Source organism: Candidatus Allofournierella merdavium (genome assembly GCF_944382735.1).
Lineage (GTDB): Bacteria > Bacillota > Clostridia > Oscillospirales > Ruminococcaceae > Allofournierella_A > Allofournierella_A merdavium.
This window is the reverse complement of the sequence record NZ_CALWND010000009.1, coordinates 28,118-47,172: the sequence shown is the minus strand read 5'-3', so window position 1 is coordinate 47,172 and position 19,055 is coordinate 28,118. Positions and strand designations below refer to the sequence as shown.

Here is a 19,055-nt window from a genome sequence, read left to right as displayed (position 1 = left end):
GCAGGCCTGCGCCCCGCAAGGCCGCCCGGCCTTATGTTTTCCGGCGTTTGTGTCGATAGAAAAAGCAGAAGCGCCTGTTTGCCCCCGCCGCGCGAAGACGGGGCTGCCGGCGCGAACTCTCGCGGCTCGCCGCGCAAAGGGGAGAACAGAGAATGGACGGCATCGGCACGACCCATTATCCCCGCGCCGCCTTTGGGCAGAGGGACTTTTTGGACCTCTCCCCCGAGATCCGGAAGGTCCCCGCGGGCTCCGTGGATGGGGACGCCTTCGTCCGCGCGGCGCCCGCGTACAGGGACACGGAGGCCACCGCGGCGCTCCGGGCCTACCTGGAGGGCGACCGGCCGGCGCAGGCAAGCCCGATGGAGCGCTGCGTCGACCGGTTCCTGGACGGGCAGCTGTCGGAGGAGGAACTGCGGGCGGAATACGAGCGGCTGTTGAAGCAGGAGCTCTTCGGCACGATGCCGGATCCCGCCGCCCCCCTGTCCGACTGGCAGAAGGAGACCGCGACGGACTTTTACAGCGCCTTCCGCCGGCAGATCCTGCAGGCCGCGGCGGCCCGCAACAACGCCGAGGGGGCCCGCTATCTCACCGGGGAGATGGACCCGCAGCGCAGCTGGAGCTATTACGATTCCCACTGGTACTACGCCAGCGAGGCGGCGATCTCCGCCATCACCGCCGGCGCGCAGAGCGTGGCCGGGGAGCACGGCTCCTCCTTCACGGCGCCCGACTACCTGGCGCAGGGCGCCACCGACTGCTACAACTTCAACACCGCCCTGCGCGGCGACCCGTTCGTGGCTTTCGACGGCCGCTGCGTCACCGACCCCGACGCGGTGCCGCCCCAGGGCTTCAGGTGGTTTTTTGAGCAGGGCGGGGACGCCCGCAGCGCCATCGTCCGGATGGACTCGCTCACCATCACCGATGAGGGCGGCGGCGAGACCGTCCTGCGCTACGCCGACGCCGCCTTCGACCCGACCGACCCCTCCCGGGCGCGGACGTGGGTCTCCTGCACCGACGAGGACGGCACGAGCCACTGGCTCAGCGCCCGGTTCCGCTTTTGCGACGCGATCCGCACGGTGGCGGACCTGGTGTCCTTCTCCGAAAAGGACACGCCCGGAGCCACGCTGCTGAACCGCTTTTTGGCCAACCTGCCGGCCCGCCCCGGGCGGCAGCCCGTTTTCACGCCGCCGGCGGGCCCGGGCCTGGACCGGCGGGTCTGACCCGCCGCGCGGGCGGGGGCGGCCACCTTATGCCGCCACATCGAAAAAAGGGGGGAGCCGGGCGTTTGCCCGGCTCCCCCCTTTTTTCTTTGCCGCGCCGCGCTTTACAGCAGCGTTTTCACCATGATGATGCCGTGGTAGTTCTCCCCGTAGCAGTTGGGCAGAAATCCGGCGGGCACAAAGCCGATGGACCGGAAATAGTCGAAATGCGCCCGCCCGTTGGAGCGCAGCGTCCGCAGTTCTTCCCCGTAGTCGGTGATGGGCCGGCCGTGGCAGGACATCCCGGTGGAGCCGATGACATACTTCAGGTTCCGCAGCCCCCTTTGCCGGGCGTACTGCTCCGCCTGCCGCAGCAGCGGCTCCAGCTGGCCCTCCATCACAAAGGCGCCGTCCTCGTCATAGCCCAGGTTCTCGATGGTCATCGTGGAATAGCCCTCGAACTCGGCGCACAGCACCCAGCCCTTAGGCGCGCCGTCCTGCTCCATATACCAGCCCACCAGCCTTGCCAGCAGGCCCACGTCCTGCAGCTGGCTGCTGGCGCCCTCAAGATCCCACCAGTCCGGTTTGACGGTGGACATCAGCGCCGCCACCGCCCCCGCATTGGACGGCTCGATGCGATGGATCTCCATGCTCTGCACTCCTTTCCCGTTTCCCGGTCCGCTCTCCCCGCCCGTCACAGCGCCGCCTGGGCCGAGAGCACGCTCTGGGCCAGCAGCGCCGCGCCGTACACCGGCGTGCGCTCGTCGGGGTAAAAGCAGGCGTTGTGCCAGGAGTAGAACGGCCGGCCCGGCGCGCCTGACCCCAGGAAATAAAAGAAGGTGGGCACATACTGCCCGTAGACGGAAAAATCCTCCGATGCCAGGTTCACCGGCGGCACCGCCACCGCCGCCTCGCCCAGCGACGCCCGGGCGGCGGCGAGGGCGATCTCGTACATCTCCCGGCCGTTGTCCACCCCCGGCACGATGGGGTGCAGGTCCAGTTCCAGCCGGCACTCGTAGGCCTCCGCCGTGCCCCGGGCGATCTGCTCGAAGCGCCGCAGCACCCGCTTGCGCACCGCCTCGTCCAGGGTGCGGATGTTGCCCGAGAGCAGCACGTCGTCCACCACCAGGTTGCGGGGCGTGCCCGCGTGCACCTGGCAGATGGACACCACCGCCGACTCCAGCGGCCCCACGTTGCGGCTGGTGATGGTCTGCGCCGACTGGATGAAAGCCGCCGCCGCCACGATGGGGTCGATGTTCTTCTGGGGCATGCTGCTGTGCCCGCTGCGGCCGATGAAGCGCATCTCAAACACATCCTTGAAACTCATCAGGATGCCCTCCTTCACGCCCACGGTGCCCACCGGCAGCTCCGGATAGTTGTGCAGGCCGAACATGGCCCGGGGGTGGATGGCGTCGAACAGGCGGCAGTCCTCCGTCAGGTACCGCGCCCCGGACAGCGCCTCCTCCGCGGGCTGGAACACAAAGTACACGTCCCCCCGCAGCTGCTCCCGCGCTTTGCACAGCGCCATGGCGGCCCCCAGCAGGCTCACCGTGTGGATGTCGTGCCCGCAGGCGTGCATCTTGCCCTCCCACACCGAGCGGTCCGGCCGGTCCGCCGCCTCGTGCTGGGGAATGGCGTCGATGTCCGCCCGCAGGGCCACGGCGGGTCCGCTGCCCCCCGCCAGGCGGGCCACGGCGCCGGTTTTCGCGCCGATGTCCAGGATCTCCACCCCCGGCAGCTGCCCCAGCGCCGAGAGGATGTGCTGTGTGGTGCGCGTCTCCTCCCAGCTGAGTTCCGGGTGGCTGTGCAGATCCGACAAAAGCCGGTGCAGCTGCTCGCCGAACGCCTCGCCGCACCAGGCCGGTGTGATGACCATAACGATCCTCCTTTTTTGTGCTTTGGCCCCGGCCCGCCGGGCGGGCGGCGCCAAACACCTTGTTGAAACGATTACATTGTACGAGCATCGCCCCGTTTTTTCAAGCGCGAAAGGGGGGCAAAACCGCCCGGACGTCCAAAATTTTATGACAAAAAACCCCCCGAAACTTTATGGAAACTTACCATTGCGTTTTGACAGGCAACCTGTTATCCTTGTGTGTAGAAAAACGTTTACAATGGATGAGAGGCGCAGTCTGGAACCGCGGCGCGCACCCCGCGCCCGAGAACTGAAAGCTTCGGCTTTGTGAGGAGGGCGACCTTTTGGCAGGGCAGAAGGCGTATTACGCCACCATCAAGGATGTGGCCAGGCTGGCCCGTACTTCCACCGCGACCGTGTCGTATGTGCTTAACGGCAGCACGGACCGGGTGATGAGCCCCGAGCTGCGCCAGCGCGTGCTGGACGCGGCCCAGACATTACATTACAGAAAGAGCGCGGTGGCCTCCAGCCTGCGCGCGAAACAGCGGGGCCTCATCTCCGTGCTGATCCCGCAGTTCAGCAACATCTACTTCACCCGCGCCTGCGAGAGCGTGGAGGACGTGGTGTTCGCCAATGATTTTACGCCCATGATCTGTGACACCCGCGAGGACCCCGAGCGGGAGCGCCGGCTGCTGGAAAACGCCATCGCGCAGCGGATGGACGGGGTGATCCTGGGGCCCACCAACGCGGGCTGGGAAAACACCGACATGCTGCGCCGGATGAACATCCCCTATGTGGTGATCGGGCGCGAGATCGCCCCCCACAAGGCCGGGGAGACCAACGACTCCTACTTCGCCGGCGATGACAGCTACCAGGCCGGCTTTCTGGCCGGGCAGTGCCTGGCGCAAAACGGCCACAAGCACATCGGCGTGGTGGAGTGGAACGGCCAGGTGTCCAGCGCGGTGGAGCGCGACCTGGGGTTCTACGACGCCGTGCGCGAACAGATGGAGCAGGGCGGTTCCATGGAGGTGGAGTCCTCCGGCGACCTGAGCATCGAGGAGGGCTATCGGCTCACCAAGGCGCTGCTGCAGCGCGCGCGGCCCACGGCGCTCTTCTTTGGCTATCACCGGCACGCCCAGGGCGGGGTGCAGTACCTGTCGGAGGCGGGCTATTCCATCCCGGAGGACATCTCGGTGATCATGGTGGGAACGCCCGCCTGGGCGAACCTGTCCAACCCGGCCATCCACCGGGTGTACCAGCACGAGGAGTGGGTGGGCACCACGGCGGGGCGCATCCTGATGGCCCAGATCAAGGGCGAGGTGAGCCCCCTTCTGCGCGAAAAGCGCCACGTCTGCCCCTGCACCCTGATCAAGGGCACCAGCGTGAAGGACCTGACCTGCACATGATTTATCTCCCGCGCATCCCATCGGCCTTATCCCTTTGCGAACCCCGCAGGACGATAAGGCCGATGCTAATGCATAAAATTGTAATCGTTTACTAAAATGGTGTTGCAGCCCTCTGTTTAAGCGGACTGCGGGGCACTGAAAAAAGCGGGAAATTTACAAGAAAAGCACCGTAAAACTGCGAGCGCACGGGGCGGGCCGGTGAAAACAGCGAAAAAACCGGAAGCCGCGTGCACTTCCGCCCGAAAAACAGGCGAAGGATCGGCAATTTTGTAAACGTTTACATTTGTGGCGAGGTTCCCGTCGAACCCTGTCCGGTCCAACGGCGGGCGGGGCAGGGAGCACACGCCAGCGTGAACGCTTGCTTTTGTCACAAACAGACCACACCGGGAAAAGGGGGGAACGATCCACCGCGAAGCTCTGACGACCGACCAAACGGCGCCCGCCGTCACCGGCGGGCATCCCGCCGACGGGAACGCAGCGTGCGGCTGGGTCCCCGGGGGATATGACCATTCGTCGACGCTTGAACAACGTAGGAAGAAGGAGTGTTTACCAATGCAAGATCTGAATCTCGGCAACGCGAAAGTGGCACCGGACCTGCTGCCCACCAAACCGGGCGAGCGCAACTGGGGCATTTACAGTTATTTTGCACTGTGGATCGGCATGGACATCGGCATCCCCACCTACTATCTGGCCTCCAGCCTGATCGTGGGCGGCATGGACCTGAAGTGGGCCATGATCAACATTCTCCTGGCAAACGTCATCATCGCGTTCCCCATCCTGGCCAACGGCCACGCGGGCGCGAAGTACGGCATCCCTTCCACGATCTACTGGCGCAGCGCCTTCGGCTTTAACGGCGCCAGCATCGCCGCCATCCTGCGCGGCGTGGTGGCCGCGGGCTGGTGCGGCATCCAGTTCTGGATCGGCGGCAGCGCGCTGAACACCGTGTTGGGCCTGCTGTTCCCCGCCTGGGCCGCCTGGGCACCGGGCAAATGGGTGTGCTTCGGCGTGTTCCTGGTTTTGAACATCTTTATCCTCGTCAAGGGCATGGGCGCCATTCAGAAGATGGAACACTGGTGCGCGCCGATGCTGATCATCTGGATGATCGTGCTGCTGGTGTGGGCACGCACCTCCGCCGGCAGCTGGGGCCCGCTGGTGCGCCAGGAGAACACCTTCGCCACCACCACCGAGTTCCTCACCTTCTTTATCGTGGGCCTCAACTCCAACATCAGCTACTGGGGCTCCATGCCGCTGACCGTCACCGACCTGACCAAGGTCGCCAAGGATCAGAAGTCCCACATGGTCGGGCAGTTCGTGGGCATCCCCACCGGCATCGTGGGCCTGGCCCTGGTGGGCTCGCTGGTGACCAGCTGCACCGTGGTGATGTTCGGCGAGGCCATCTGGGACCCCGTCGCCCTCACCGGCATGATCGACAACGTGCCCCTGGTCATCGGCATGATGGCCTTCCTGATGATCGCCACCCTCACCACCAACATCGCCGCCAACGCGCTGACGCCGGCGGTGGCCATCGTTCACCTCACCGGCGGCAAGATCAACTTCAAGTGGGCCGCCATCGTGCTGGGCGTGGTGGGCGTTCTGATGCGGCCGTGGGTGCTCATCAACGACATGGGCGTGTACATGAACTTCTTCCTGAACGGCGGCGGCGCCCTGCTGGGGCCCATCATCGGCATCACCATCTGCCACTACTTCTTCGTGTGCCACACCGAGCTGAACCTGCGCAGCCTGTATGTGCCGGAGGACGAATCCCTCTACACCAACCTCAAGAAATTCAACGCCCCCGCCTACATCTTCTGCTTTGTCACCGCGGCGGTGCTGGTGGCGCTGTCCTTCCTGCTGCCCTCCGGCTGGTCCCAGACCGTCTGCACCCTGGGCTGCACCCATCAGTTCTCGATGATCGGCATGGCCGTGATCATCGCCCTGCTGGGCCTGCTGATGTATCTGAACCGCAAGGGCGGCGTGAACCCCATCAGCATCATCGCCATCGCGCTGAGCTTTTTGGTGATCTTCCTGGGCCTGTGGGTGCCCGCGCTGCACTGGCTGTATGACGCCTCCATCATCGTGGGCACGGTGGTGGGCATGGCGCTGTACTACCTGCTGATGAAGCTGGGCGACAGCGGCTACATGGCGGCCAAGAAGGCGGAGCACCTGAAGGCGCTGCAGGCGGAGACCGCCGCGAAGGAGGCGTGAGAGATGAGACAGGTTACCATCGGCCTGATCCAGCTGGAAAACCGGCTGGGCGACAAGGAATACAACCTGGCCCTCGCGCAGCGGAAGGTGCGGGAGGTGGCCGCCAAGGGAGCGAAGATCGTCTGCCTGCCGGAGCTGTTCGTGACCGGCTACAACCTGAACGTGTTCGGCGACGGGCTGTACGACCTGGCCGAGGGCCTCTCCGGCCCCACCATCCTGGCCATGCGGAGCCTGGCGAAGGAACTGGGGATCTACATCATCGCCCCCCTCGCCCTGCAGGTGTACACCACCCGGCCGCTGAACAACGCGGCGGTGCTGATCGACGACCGGGGCGAGGTGCAGGGGGTGTACTCCAAGAACCACCTGTTCGGCGACGAGTGCAACTATTTCACCCGCACGGGGGAGTACCCGGTGTTCGAGACGAAATACGGCCGCATCGGCATGATGATCTGCGCGGACAACAACCACCCCGAGCCCGCCCGCATCCTGGCGCTCAAGGGCGCCGAGATCATCTTCATGCCGGCGGCGTGGCGGGTGCAGGAAGCCGACATCTGGCCCCTGCTGATCCGCACCCACGCCCTTGAGAACAACGTGTTCCTGGCGGTGAGCAACACCTATTGCAGGATGGACGATCTGTTCCTGTTCGGTCACAGCATGGTGGCCGGGCCCCGGGGGCAGATCCTGGAGGAGCTGACCCAGGAGGCGGGCGGCGAGATCGTGCAGACCCTGGACCTGGAGGAGATCGCCCGGTGCCGGGCCACCATGCCCAGCCTGAAGGACCGCCACCCGGAGGACTACGGCGTGTTCTGCGCGCCGCGCAAAGACCAGTACTGAAACCCGCGGCGCGGACCCGGGGCCCCGGCGGGCCCCGGCCGCCGGGGCCGGCAGGATCCTGAAACGGGGTCGTCCCGCATAAAATAAAACGTTTAGGAGGAGAGCAGATTGAAAAAGATCGTGATCGCCCTGGGCGGCAACGCGTTGGGCAATACCCCCGCGGAACAGCTGGAACTGGTGCGCCAGACCGCCAAACCCATCGTGGACCTCATCGAGGCGGGCAATCAGGTCATCATCGCCCACGGCAACGGCCCCCAGGTGGGCATGATCAACCTGGGCATGTCCACCGCGGCGGAGGCCGGCGCCATCAAGTCCGATATGCCGTTCCCCGAGTGCGGCGCCATGAGCCAGGGCTACATCGGCTACCATCTGCAGAACAGCATCGCCAACGAGCTGGCCGCCCGGGGCATCCGGAAGACCGTGGGCACCCTGGTGACGCAGGTGCTGGTGGACGAGAAGGACCCGGCGTTCCAGAAGCCCTCCAAGCCGGTGGGCGCCTTCTACGACAAGGCCACCGCCGACAAGATCGCCGCCGAACGGGGCTACACCATGGTGGAGGACGCCGGCCGCGGCTGGCGCCAGGTGGTGCCCAGCCCCAAGCCGGTGGACGTGGTGGAGAAGGACATGGTCAACGCCCTGGTGGACGCCGGCTTCGTGGTGATCACCGTGGGCGGCGGCGGCATCCCGGTGGTGAAGAAGGACGGGCGCCTGGTGGGCACCCCCGCCGTGATCGACAAGGACTTCGCCAGCGCCAGGCTGGCCGAGCTGATCGGCGCGGATATGCTGGTGATCCTCACCGCGGTGGACCGGGTGGCGATCAACTGGGGCAAGCCCGACCAGAAGGAGCTGGCCGAGATGACGGTGGCCGAGGCCGAGCGGTACTGCGGCGAGGGCCATTTCGCCCCGGGCAGCATGCTGCCCAAGGTGCAGGCCGCCATGTCCTTTGCCAAGGCGGGGGGCACGGCCATCATCGCCAGCCTGGCCAACGCCGCCGCGGCCCTGCGGGGCGAGAGCGGCACCCGCATCGTGAAATGAAAGGAAGCGAGCTTTCATGAAAGATGAAGTGATCAGCGTAAACTGTTCCATCGTGCGCGGCGGCACCAGCAAGGGCATTTTCATCATGGAAAATGAACTCCCCCAGGACCCCGCCCTGCGCGACAAGTACATCCTGGAGATCTTCGGCAGCCCCGACGTGCGCCAGATCGACGGCCTGGGCGGCGCGGACGTGCTCACCAGCAAGCTGGCCATCATCGCCCCCCCCAGCCGGGAGGACGCGGATGTGGACTACACCTTCGGCCAGGTGAGCTTCGTGGACGCCAAGGTGGATTACAAATCCAACTGCGGCAACATCTCGGCGGGCGTGGGGCCCTACGCCATCGATCACGGCCTGGTGAAGGCGGTGGAGCCCTACACCACCGTGCGCATCCACCAGGTGAACACCGACTCCATCATCAACGCCAAGGTGGCCGTAAAGGACGGCCGGGCGGTGGTGGAGGGGGACCTGCACATCGACGGCGTGCCCACCCTGGGCTCCACCATCGAGCTGGACTTCTCCGACAGCGTGGGCGGCATCACCGGCAAGATGCTGCCCACCGGCAACGTGACCGACACCATCACCACCAGCGACGGCCAACAGTACGAGGTGTCGGTGGTGGACGCCGGCACCCCCACCGTGTTCATCAAGGCCGAGAGCCTGGGCATGGAGGGCACCGAGACCCCCACCGAGATCGAGGGCAACGCCGCGCTGATGGCCCGCATCGAGGAGATCCGCGGCCGCTGCGCCGAGAAGATCGGCCTCACCGACGTGTGGCAGAACTCCACCAAAAAGTGCCCCTACTCTCCCTTCTTCGCCATCGTCTCGCCCTCCAAGTCCTACCACACCTTCGACGGCAAGGACGTGAAGGCCGAGGACATCGACCTTGTGAGCCGGCTGGTGTTCATGCAGATGATGCACAAGACCCATCCGGTCACCGGCACGGTGTGCATGGGCACCGCCGCCCGGGTACCGGGCAGCATCGTGCACCAGGTGCTCAGCGAGCGCGGCCGGAACGACCGCAAGATCATCATCGGACATCCCGCCGGCGTGATCCCGGTGGTGTCGGAGCTGGAGGCCCACGACGGTCAGTATGACCTGAAGACCGCCGCCATCCTCCGCACCGCCCGCATCATTCTCGACGGGCAGGTATATGTGCGCAAATCCCGTATCCAGTAATTTTTCTAAGGAGGAAACGAAAAATGAGCAAGACCATCGCAACCCAGATCGCCGAAGTAGCGGTGAACACCAAGTTTGAGAACCTCCCCGAAGAGGCTGTTGTGAAGGCCAAAACGCTGACGCTGGATGTGCTGGCCTCCATGCTGGGCACGCGTGACGTGATCTCCAGCGTGATCGCGCGGGAAGTGGCGGAGGAGATGGGCGGCCCCGCCGAGTCCACCATCGTGGGCTGCAAGGACAAGGTCGCCGCCCCCAACGCCGCCTTCGCCAACGCCATCCAGTGCTACGGGCTGGACTTCGTGGACGACCACAACGAGTCCAACGCGCACCCCTCTCCCGCCACCTTCCCGGTGAGCATGGCCCTGAGCGAGATGCTGCACAAGACCGGCAAGGAGTACATCGAGGCCGTCTCCCTGGGCAACGAAGTGGTCTGCCGCATGGGCACCGCCTACCTGGGCGACATGTACTACCAGGGCTTCCATCCCACCAGCACCTGCGGCACCATGGGCGCCGCGGTGTCCGCCGCCAAGCTGATGGGCCTGGACGAGCAGAAGACCGTTTACACCCAGGGCATCGCCGGCAGCATGGTGGCGGGCCTGATGGCCTGGAACACCGAGGGCTCCTTCACCAAGCGCCTGCAGGCCGGCCACCCCGCCATGAACTCCATCATCGCCGCCCGCATGGCGGAAAAGGGCTTCAACGGCCCCTCCGACATCTTTGAGAGCAAGGACGGCCTGCTCCACGCATATTCTTACCAGGATCACTACGACTCCAAGTACATCACCGAGGGCCTGGGCAAAGACTGGACCTTCACCAAGTCCTCCATCAAGGTCTATCCCTGCTGCCGCTACTCCGGCGGTCACCTGGACGCCTGCCTGGAGATCGTGAACAAGTACCATCCCAAGGCCGAGGACATCGAGAAGATCGAGATCCGCTCCTCCAAGTACACCATGCACCTGCTGGCCGAGCCCTGCAAGTGGGCGCCCCGCAACATCGTGGACCTGCAGTTCAGCATGCCCTACCAGGCGGCCATCGCCTTCAAGAACGGCAAGTTCACCGTGGATGAGCTGAACACCGACTACATCAACGACGAGCTGGTCAAACGGCTGATCGCCGCCACCACCGTCACCATGGACGAGGAGTTCGAGCGCCGCTATCCCTCCCACTACTCCAGCGCGGTGACCATCACCATGAAGGACGGCACCCAGTACTCCGCCACCGTGGACGATCCCAAGGGCGACTGGCGCAACCCCGTCACCTACGAGGACGTGGTGAACAAGTTCCGCTATCTGGCCAACCGCACCTACGGCAACGACACCGAGCGCACCGAGAAGATCGTGGAGTTCGTGAACAACCTGGAGAAGCAGCCGGATATGGCCAAGCTGATGGAGCTTGTGAACGAAGTGAAATAACCCGTTTTCGATACGGATCTGCCCGGGCGGGCGCGGCCTTGCCCCGTTCGCCCGGGCCCCCATACGGGGAGGAAGGAAGGACGCCGTATGCCGCAGCGCAATGAGGACGACCGCTCCAAGAAGATCGTGTTCGTTTCCAACTGCCTTTTGAACGCCAGCAACAAGGTGCAGGAGTTCGCGCGCTACCCCGGTATGTTCACCCAGGTGGTGCAGACACTGGACAAATACGGGGTAGGCCTGATCCAGATGCCCTGCCCCGAGGTGCTGCACATGGGCTGCCAGCGGTGGTGGCACTCCCGCAATCTGTACGACAACGCCGGTTTCCGGCATTTCTGCCGCACCCTCGCCGAGCAGATGGTGGACTACATGGAAAACTACGCCATCGTGGGCTACGACGTGGTGGCCGTGCTGGTGTGCGACGGCTCGCCCACCTGCGGGCTCACCGTGTCCAGCTACTACGAGAACGGCGGCGGCCACCCTGCCGAGCCGGTGCGCAGCCTGCGCAAACAGCCGGGCATCTACACGGAGGAGCTGCTCAAGGCCATCCAGGCCCGGGGCATCCAGGCTCCGCCCATGTACGGCCTGCTGATGGACGACCGCGAGAAGACCAACGAGCAGATCATCGCGGAGTTCGACGAGTTCATCCGGGGCCGGCTGTCGTGACCAGCGCGGGCGAACGGTTGTGAAACAGAGGGCGGCGCGCCCGCACACCGCGCGCCGCGCCGCCCTTCTATTTAAAGGTGGTGTAGACGAATGAGGGGCATGACATTTGCACAGAAGGCGCTGGCCCGCGCCGCCGGCAAGGACTATGTGGAGATCGGCGAGATCGTGAACGCCAACGTGGACGTCGCCATGATGGACGACATCCTGGGCCCGCGCATCGAGATCGCCCAGGGGCTCAAGGAACTGGGCGTGGACATTTGGGACAAGAGCAAGGTCGTGGTGATCAGCGACCATTACACCCCGCCCTGCGAGATCAAGCAGGCGGAGGCGGTGAAGTTCACGAAGGACTGGTCCCTGTCCAAAAACGTGGACTATCACGAATACGAGGGGCCCTGCCATCAGGTGCTGGCGGAAGCCTGTTACGACCAGCCCGGCACGCTTGTGGTGGGCACCGACTCCCACACCTGCATGTCCGGCGCCTTCGGCGCCTTCGGCACGGGCATCGGCTCTACCGAGATGCTGGGCGTTGTGGCCACCGGCCAGATCTGGCTGAAGGTCCCGGAGAGTTTTCGCATCGAGTGGAAAAATACGCTGGGAAAGGGCGTGTTCGCCAAGGACATGGTGCTGTACGACTGCCGCACCATCACCCATTCCGGCGCTACTTATAAAGCATTGGAGTACTGCGGCGAGGCCATCCGCGCGCTGTCCATGGACGAGCGCATGGCCATCTCCAACATGGCGGTGGAGATGGGCGCCAAGGCGGGCTACATCCCGCCGGACGAAAGGACGCTGGACTACCTCAAGGCCCACGGCTCCACCCGGCCCTACGCGCTGCTGTACCCCGACGACGACGCCGAGTACGAGCGCAACTATGTGAACGACGCGGCCACGCTGGTGCCCCAGGTGGCCTGCCCGCACCATGTGGACAACGTGCACGACGTCACCGAGGTGGCCGGCGCGCACCTGACCCAGGTGTACATCGGGTCCTGCACCGGCGGGCGCATCTCCGACCTGCGCACCGCAGCCCATGTGCTGAAGGGCAAAAAGGCGGCCAAGGGCCTGCGCTTTCTGGTCTCGCCGGCCTCCCGCGAGGTGTACCGCATGGCCATGAAGGAGGGCATCCTGGACGTGCTCATCGACGCCGGCGCCACCATCGTGGCTCCCAGCTGCGGGCTGTGCCTGGGCGCCCACACCGGCATCCTGGCGGGCGGCGAGAGCTGCATCTCCACCAGCAACCGCAACTTCATCGGCCGCATGGGCAGCAAGGACGCCAGCGTCTACCTGGGCAGCGCCGCCACGGTGGCCGCCAGCGCCATCGAGGGCCGCATCGCAGACCCGCGCGCCTACTTCTGAGCGCGCCGCAAAGGGGGAACAGGATATGAATTCGCAGATCAAAGGCAAGGTGTGGAAATTCGGGGACGACATCAACACCGATATCATCTCCCCGGGCGAATACATGGACGCCAGCTACGAGGAGATCGGCAAGCACGCCATGGAGCGCGCCTATCCCGGCTTCGCGGACGCCATCGAAAAGGGCGACATCATCGTGGCCGGCAAAAACTTCGGCCCCGGCTCCAGCCGCGAGACGGCGCAGATCGCGCTGAAATACGCCGGCGTGGGCGGGGTGATCGCCCAGAGTTTCGCGCGCATCTTTTTCCGCAACTGCATCAACGTGGGTTTCCCGGTGGTCACGCTGGCCGACACCAGCGAGCTGAACCAGGGCGACGAGATCCAGGTGGACCTGCTGACCGGTGAGATCAAGGACCTCACCACCGGCAAGACCTACTACGGCAGCAAGCTGCCCGAGCATGTGCTGAGCATCGTGGAGGACGGCGGGCTGAAGAACCACCTGAAGAAGATCCTGAAAAAAGACTGAGGCAGGGTGCGCGCACCCTCTGAAAAAAACAGAACGACACGAAGGAGGAACTGAAATGGCACCGTCCCTGAAAGTGAACTTTGCCGGTGTTTCCATGCCCAACCCCTTCATGCTTTCTTCGGCCCCTCCCACCACCAATGTGGAAATGGTGGCGAGGTGTTTTGAGGAAGGCTGGGGCGGCGCGGTGCTGAAAACACTGGCCTACACCCTGAGCCAGGCGCGGAACGTGAACCCCCGCATCACGGCGGTGAAGAGCGCCGACGGCGACATCGTGGGCTTCACCAACTTCGAGCTGGGCAGCCCCAAGCACATTGAAAAATGGGCCGAGGACACCCGCTGGCTCAAGGAGCGCTTTCCCGAACACGGCGTGTGGGTGAGCCTGCTGCACACCGAGGGCCTTGTGGAGGAGCAGTGGCGCAAGGTGACCCGCATGTTCGACCAGGCCGGCGCGGACGGCTTCGAGCTGAACTTCTCCTGCTCGCACGGCATGGCCGAGTCCGGCGGCGGCGCCACGGTGGGCGGCAACGAGGAGGCCATCAAGATGGTGACCACCTGGGTGCGGGAGGAGACCAAAAAGCCCGTGATGCCCAAGCTGCCCGCCATCGTGCAGGACATCCCCGGCAAGGCCCGGGCGGCCGAGGCCGCCGGCGCCGACGCCATCGCCACCATCAACACCCTGAACAGCCTGCCGGGCATCGACATCCACACCTTCGTGCCCTATCCCAACGTGGACGGCCGCAGCGCCTTCCAGGGCCTGAGCGGCGCGGCCATCAAGCCCATCGCCCTGCGCACGGTGGCCCAGGTGGCCCAGGCCGTGAACATCCCGGTCTCGGGCATCGGCGGCATCTACAACTGGCACGACGCGGTGGAATTCATCCTGGCCGGCGCCTCCTCGCTGCAGGTGTGCTCCGCCGTGATGCACCACGGCTACCGCATCATCAACGACATGACGGCGGGCCTGCTGAACTACATGGAGGAGATGGGCTTTGAGAGCATCTCCGACTTCAGCGGCAAGGCGCTGCCCAACATCTTCCGCCACAACGACCTGTCCCGGGATTACAAGCTGTACTCCAGCCCCGACCGCGACAAGTGCGTGGGCTGCGGCCGCTGCGCGGTGGTGTGCGCCGACAGCGCCTACAGCGCCATCCACATGGACGAGAGCCGCAAGGCCGTGGTGGACAAGGACAAGTGCGACGGCTGCGGGCTGTGCACCCAGGTGTGCCCCGTCAGCTGCATGACGATGGTACGCAGGTAAAGGAGGCGGAAAGCATGAGCGAGATCAAGCAAACCCTGGCCGCTGTGCAGGCGGAGGCCAAACGCTGCCTGTACTGTGTGGATGCCCCCTGCCAGCAGGGCTGCCCCGCCGACGTGGACGTGGCACAGTTCATCCGCCATCTGCGCTACGCGGACGTCAAGAGCGCCAAGCGGGTGATCAAGACGGCCAACCCCCTGGGCGGCATCTGCGGCACGCTGTGCCCCAGCGAGAACCTGTGCCAGAAAAACTGCACCATGAACTACTGCGACGCCCCCATCCACATCCGGGACCTGCAGAAGTTCGCCTGCGCCAACGCCGCCTTCCGGCCGGAACTGGCCCCGGCCAACGGCAAAAAGGTGGCGGTGGTGGGCGCCGGCCCCGCGGGCCTGGGCTGCGCGGCCATCCTGGCCCGGCTGGGCTATGAGGTGGATGTGTTCGAGAAGGGGTCCGCCGCCGCAGGCGTGGTGGCAAAGGAGATCCCGGCCGAGCGCATCGACGCCGCCGTGGTGGAGAACGACCTGGCCGAACTGGCCGCCGACACCATCCGCTTCCACTACAACGCCCCGGTGGACGCCGCCCGGCTGGAGGAGCTCTCCAGGACCTACGACGCGGTGTTCGTGGGCGCCGGCCTCGCCCAGGACCGCATCAGCGGCGTGGACATCGCCGAGGGCGCGCCGGTGGTGGGCTGCTCGCAGTATCTGGCCGATCTGAAGAGCGGCGCCACCCCCAGCGTCAGCGGCACCGTGCTGGTGGTGGGCGGCGGCGACTCCGCCATCGACGCGGTGTGCGCCAGCCTGACGGCGGGCGCGGAAAAGGCCGTGCTGGCCTACCGCCGCTCCCGGGCGGAGATGCCCGCCTGCGACGAGGAGTTCTTCTCCGCCGCCGACAAGGGCGTGGAACTGATGTACATGGTGTCGCCGGTGGCCATCGCCAAAACGGCGGAGGGCGCGGCGGTCACCTTCGTGCGCAACCGCCTGGTGGAAAAGCCGGGCGAGGCGCGCAAGGGCTTTGAGGCCGTTGCCGGCAGCGAGTTCACCCTGAACTTCTCCCGGGTGGTGTTCGCCATCGGCAAGAAGGCGGACACGACGCTGGTGGCCGGCAAGGTGGACCCCGACACGCTGCGCGTGGAGGGCACCAACTGCTTTGCGGGCGGCGACTGGCTGAGCGGCGGCGCCACCGTGGTCAAGGCGGTGGCCGAGGGCAAAAAGGCGGCCCAGGCCATCGACGCGATGCTGAAGTGACCGTCGGCCCCGGGCGCGCCGGCGGCCATCCCCGCCGGAGCCCCCGCGGCCGGAGTGCGAAAGGGGGATGCAGATGAACGATCTGAACATTGTGGGCGGCACCCTCGTGAGGCCGGAAGGCTGCCTCGCCGGCGGCCTGGAGATCAAGGACGGCCGGATCGTGCGGGTGCTCAAGCCGGGCGAAGCGCCCGACCCCGCGAAGGAGACGGTAAACGCCGAGGGGATGCTGGTGTTCCCCGGCATGATCGACAGCCATGTGCACATCCGCGGCGGCAAGCTCTCCCACCGGGAGGACTTCGCCAGCGGCACCATGGCGGCCGCGGCGGGGGGCGTCACCACCGTGGCGGAGATGCCGGTGGCCAACCCGCCGGCCTCCACCGAGGAGGCGTTCCTGGCCCGCAAGGCCGAAGCGACGGCCGCGGCCTATGTGGACGTGGCGCTGTACGGCGGCGCCGGGGCGGATAACCTGGAGGACATCGGGCGGCTGGCCCGGCAGGGCGCCGTGGCCTACAAGACCTTCACCATGCCGCCGGTGCCCGGCCGGGAGGCCGAGTTCTACGGCCTGTGCAGCGAGACCCAGGACGCCCTTTGCGCCGTGATGGAGCGGGTGGCCCCCACGGACCGGCTGCTGGCGGTGCACAGCGAGCTGAACCAGTACGTCGCCGCCGAGACCAAGCGCCGGATGGACGCCGGCGAAAACGGGCTGAAGGCGTTCTGCCGCTCCCGCCCGGTGGAGGCCGAGACGGCCGCCGTGGCCTGGGTGATCGAGGCGGCCCGCAAGACCGGCTGCCGCGCCAGCGTGTGCCATGTGAGCACGCCGGAGGCGGTGAAGATGATCCAGGCGGCCCGGGCGGAGGGGGTGCAGGTGTACGCCGAGACCTGCCCCCAGTACATCCTCTTCAACGAGGACACCGCCGAGCACGCGGGCGTGTTCGCCCGGATGAAGCCGCCGCTGCGGGACCCGCAGCGCATGGCCGAGCTGCGGCGGATGTACCGGGACGGGGCCTTTGCCATGACGGGCAGCGACCACGCGCCCTACCTCAAGGAGGAAAAGCTGAAGAACGGCCAGGATATCTGGCACACCTTCGACGGCCTGCCGGGGCTGGAGCTCTCGCTGCCCCTTCTGCTGAACGCGGTGGCGGACGGCACCCTCACCTGTGAGGCCATCGCCGAAGCCACGGCGGAGAGCACCGCCCGGATGCTGGGCCTGGCGCCCCGCAAGGGCCGGCTGGCCGAGGGCGCCGACGCGGACGTGGTGCTGGTGAAGAAAAACGCCGTGCCCGTGCCGCTGGATATCTCAAAGCTGTTCACCAAGGCGCGGGAGAGCGCCGTGCTCTACGAAGGCCTTCCCATGCACTACACCATCGTCCGCACCTATGTGCGGGGCGAAAAGGTGTTCCAGGAAGGCACCATTACCGGAAAGCAAGGCTGGGGAACATTCGTCAGCCCTGCCGAATAGATATTTTTATAACATAGGAGGTAAGCATTATGAGGACCGACATGCGCGGCAAAGACTTTGTTACCCTGATGGACTACACGGGTGAAGAGATCCAGACCATCCTGGACGTGGCCTTTGACCTGAAGCGGCAGAACGCCATGGGCGCTTCCCACGAGCTGCTGAAGAACAAGACCCTGGGCATGATCTTCGCCCAGCCCTCCACCCGCACCCGCGTCTCCTTCGAGACCGGCATGACCCAGCTGGGCGGCCATGCCCAGTACTACAGCGAGGACAACATGCAGCGCAAGAACAAGGAGACCTGGGAGGACACCGGCCTTGTTCTGAGCCGTTACCTGGACGCGCTGATGGTCCGTCTGTATGACCTGGAGAAATACGGCATGGCCCGCGACATCATGAACGAGATCCGCAAGGCCACCACCATCCCCGTGATCAACGGCCTGGACGACAAAGAGCATCCCTGCCAGTGCATGGGCGACATCATGACCCTGCAGGAGAAGCTGGGCGCCGGCTGGAAGAAGAAGAAGATCGTGATGAGCTGGGCTTACTCCGACCGCGTGAAGTCCCCCGGCGTGCCCCAGGCCATGCTGATCGCCTGCAGCCTGCTGGGCGCCGACCTGACCCTGGCCTATCCCAAGGGCTACGAGCTGGACGACGAGTACATGGCCTTTGCCAACGAGGCCTACAAGAAGACCGGCGGCAAGCTGACCATCACCAACGACATCTACGAGGCCAGCACCGACGCCGACGTGATCTACGCGAAGAGCTGGGGCAGCACCCACGGCATGGACAAGGCGGAGGACAAGGAGTACCGCAAGCAGTTCGCGAAGGACTGGTGCATCTCCGACGAGCACTTCAAGCTCGCCAAGCCCGTTTCCTACTACATGCATCCGCTGCCCGCCGCCCGCGGCGAGGAGGTCACCGACGCGGTGATCGACGGCGAGCACTCCATCGTGTATGACCAGGCCGAGAACCGCCTGCACGCCCAGAAGGCCGTGCTGGCCCTGCTGATGAAGAAGAAGTAATCAGCCCCCGGCACAACATCCCCCGGCCCCGCCGCGCGGCATTGCTCCGCCGCCGCGCGGCATTGCTCCGCCGCCGCGCGGCGGGCGCCTTTCCTGGCAAAACAGCGGCGCGCCGCCCCCTTTGCGGCCGCGGGCGCGTCCGTTTGTTTTTTGCGTAAACGTTTACCTTCTTTACCTTGACAAATGAACCGCAACAACGACCATGAAGAAACCATGAGGGAGGAACGATTATGATCTTAGGTCTGCCTTTCCCGACGTATCTTGGCTGGTTTGTCGGCCCCATCCTGACGGTGCTCACCGCGGCGTACTGCACCTATCGGTATGTGAAATACCTGAAGACCGGGGACTGAGCTGAGGAACGAACGGGCCGCCCCGCTGCGGTGCCGCGCCAAAGGCCTTTGCCGCGCGGCAATGCGGGCGCG

Annotated in this window: 16 protein-coding genes; 14 read left to right on the top strand and 2 right to left on the bottom strand. The window is 65.5% G+C overall.

The window, feature by feature from the left end; all coding sequences use genetic code 11:
- The first annotated feature begins 152 nt into the window (after positions 1-152).
- The gene (locus ACH2A7_RS08855) at positions 153-1,217 is read left to right on the top strand and encodes a hypothetical protein (RefSeq protein WP_394961459.1); all 1,065 of its coding nucleotides are present in this window, start codon (positions 153-155) and stop codon (positions 1,215-1,217) included.
- Between the two features lie 104 nt (positions 1,218-1,321).
- Here ACH2A7_RS08855 and ACH2A7_RS08850 read toward each other — a convergent pair whose 3' ends face one another.
- Together ACH2A7_RS08850 and ACH2A7_RS08845 are read right to left on the bottom strand one after the other, a co-directional pair.
- Positions 1,322-1,846 carry a hypothetical protein gene (locus ACH2A7_RS08850; RefSeq protein WP_394961458.1) on the bottom strand — a complete coding sequence of 175 codons (525 nt, stop codon included), beginning with the start codon at positions 1,844-1,846 and terminating at the stop codon, positions 1,322-1,324.
- Between the two features lie 44 nt (positions 1,847-1,890).
- Positions 1,891-3,072 (bottom strand): M20 family metallopeptidase, encoded by a 1,182-nt coding sequence (locus ACH2A7_RS08845; RefSeq protein WP_394961457.1) that lies wholly within the window; start codon positions 3,070-3,072, stop codon positions 1,891-1,893.
- Between the two features lie 320 nt (positions 3,073-3,392).
- Between ACH2A7_RS08845 and ACH2A7_RS08840 the strand changes: the two genes are divergently transcribed.
- From ACH2A7_RS08840 to argF, 13 genes are all read left to right on the top strand, one after another.
- Complete coding sequence (locus ACH2A7_RS08840; protein ID WP_394961456.1) at positions 3,393-4,454, top strand: LacI family DNA-binding transcriptional regulator; 1,062 nt, start codon at positions 3,393-3,395, stop codon at positions 4,452-4,454.
- A gap of 552 nt (positions 4,455-5,006) precedes the next feature.
- Positions 5,007-6,659 carry a cytosine permease gene (locus tag ACH2A7_RS08835; RefSeq protein ID WP_394961455.1) on the top strand — a complete coding sequence of 551 codons (1,653 nt, stop codon included), beginning with the start codon at positions 5,007-5,009 and terminating at the stop codon, positions 6,657-6,659.
- 3 nt (positions 6,660-6,662) lie between these two features.
- Complete coding sequence (locus tag ACH2A7_RS08830; RefSeq protein ID WP_394961454.1) at positions 6,663-7,493, top strand: nitrilase-related carbon-nitrogen hydrolase; 831 nt, start codon at positions 6,663-6,665, stop codon at positions 7,491-7,493.
- A gap of 108 nt (positions 7,494-7,601) precedes the next feature.
- Positions 7,602-8,528, top strand: a complete 927-nt coding sequence (gene arcC, locus ACH2A7_RS08825; RefSeq protein ID WP_394961452.1) for a carbamate kinase — start codon at positions 7,602-7,604, stop codon at positions 8,526-8,528.
- A 16-nt stretch (positions 8,529-8,544) separates the two neighbouring features.
- Positions 8,545-9,705 carry a 2-methylaconitate cis-trans isomerase PrpF family protein gene (locus tag ACH2A7_RS08820; protein WP_394961451.1) on the top strand — a complete coding sequence of 387 codons (1,161 nt, stop codon included), beginning with the start codon at positions 8,545-8,547 and terminating at the stop codon, positions 9,703-9,705.
- A gap of 23 nt (positions 9,706-9,728) precedes the next feature.
- Entirely contained in the window at positions 9,729-11,117 is a 1,389-nt protein-coding gene (locus ACH2A7_RS08815; RefSeq protein ID WP_394961449.1) for an MmgE/PrpD family protein, read from the top strand.
- Positions 11,118-11,204: 87 nt separating this feature from the next.
- Positions 11,205-11,780: a CD3072 family TudS-related putative desulfidase gene (locus ACH2A7_RS08810; protein WP_394961448.1), complete on the top strand. Its 576-nt coding sequence runs from the start codon at positions 11,205-11,207 to the stop codon at positions 11,778-11,780.
- 99 nt (positions 11,781-11,879) lie between these two features.
- Complete coding sequence (locus ACH2A7_RS08805; protein ID WP_394961447.1) at positions 11,880-13,133, top strand: 3-isopropylmalate dehydratase large subunit; 1,254 nt, start codon at positions 11,880-11,882, stop codon at positions 13,131-13,133.
- Positions 13,134-13,158: 25 nt separating this feature from the next.
- Complete coding sequence (locus ACH2A7_RS08800; RefSeq protein WP_394961446.1) at positions 13,159-13,656, top strand: 3-isopropylmalate dehydratase; 498 nt, start codon at positions 13,159-13,161, stop codon at positions 13,654-13,656.
- A 55-nt stretch (positions 13,657-13,711) separates the two neighbouring features.
- Positions 13,712-14,911 carry an NAD-dependent dihydropyrimidine dehydrogenase subunit PreA gene (gene preA / locus ACH2A7_RS08795; RefSeq protein WP_394961445.1) on the top strand — a complete coding sequence of 400 codons (1,200 nt, stop codon included), beginning with the start codon at positions 13,712-13,714 and terminating at the stop codon, positions 14,909-14,911.
- A 14-nt stretch (positions 14,912-14,925) separates the two neighbouring features.
- Positions 14,926-16,152: an FAD-dependent oxidoreductase gene (locus ACH2A7_RS08790; protein WP_394961443.1), complete on the top strand. Its 1,227-nt coding sequence runs from the start codon at positions 14,926-14,928 to the stop codon at positions 16,150-16,152.
- A 73-nt stretch (positions 16,153-16,225) separates the two neighbouring features.
- Complete coding sequence (locus ACH2A7_RS08785) at positions 16,226-17,611, top strand: dihydroorotase family protein (protein WP_394961442.1); 1,386 nt, start codon at positions 16,226-16,228, stop codon at positions 17,609-17,611.
- A 29-nt stretch (positions 17,612-17,640) separates the two neighbouring features.
- On the top strand, positions 17,641-18,633 hold the full coding sequence (gene argF / locus ACH2A7_RS08780; protein ID WP_394961440.1) for an ornithine carbamoyltransferase: 993 nt from the start codon (positions 17,641-17,643) through the stop codon (positions 18,631-18,633).
- The last annotated feature ends 422 nt before the right edge of the window (positions 18,634-19,055 follow it).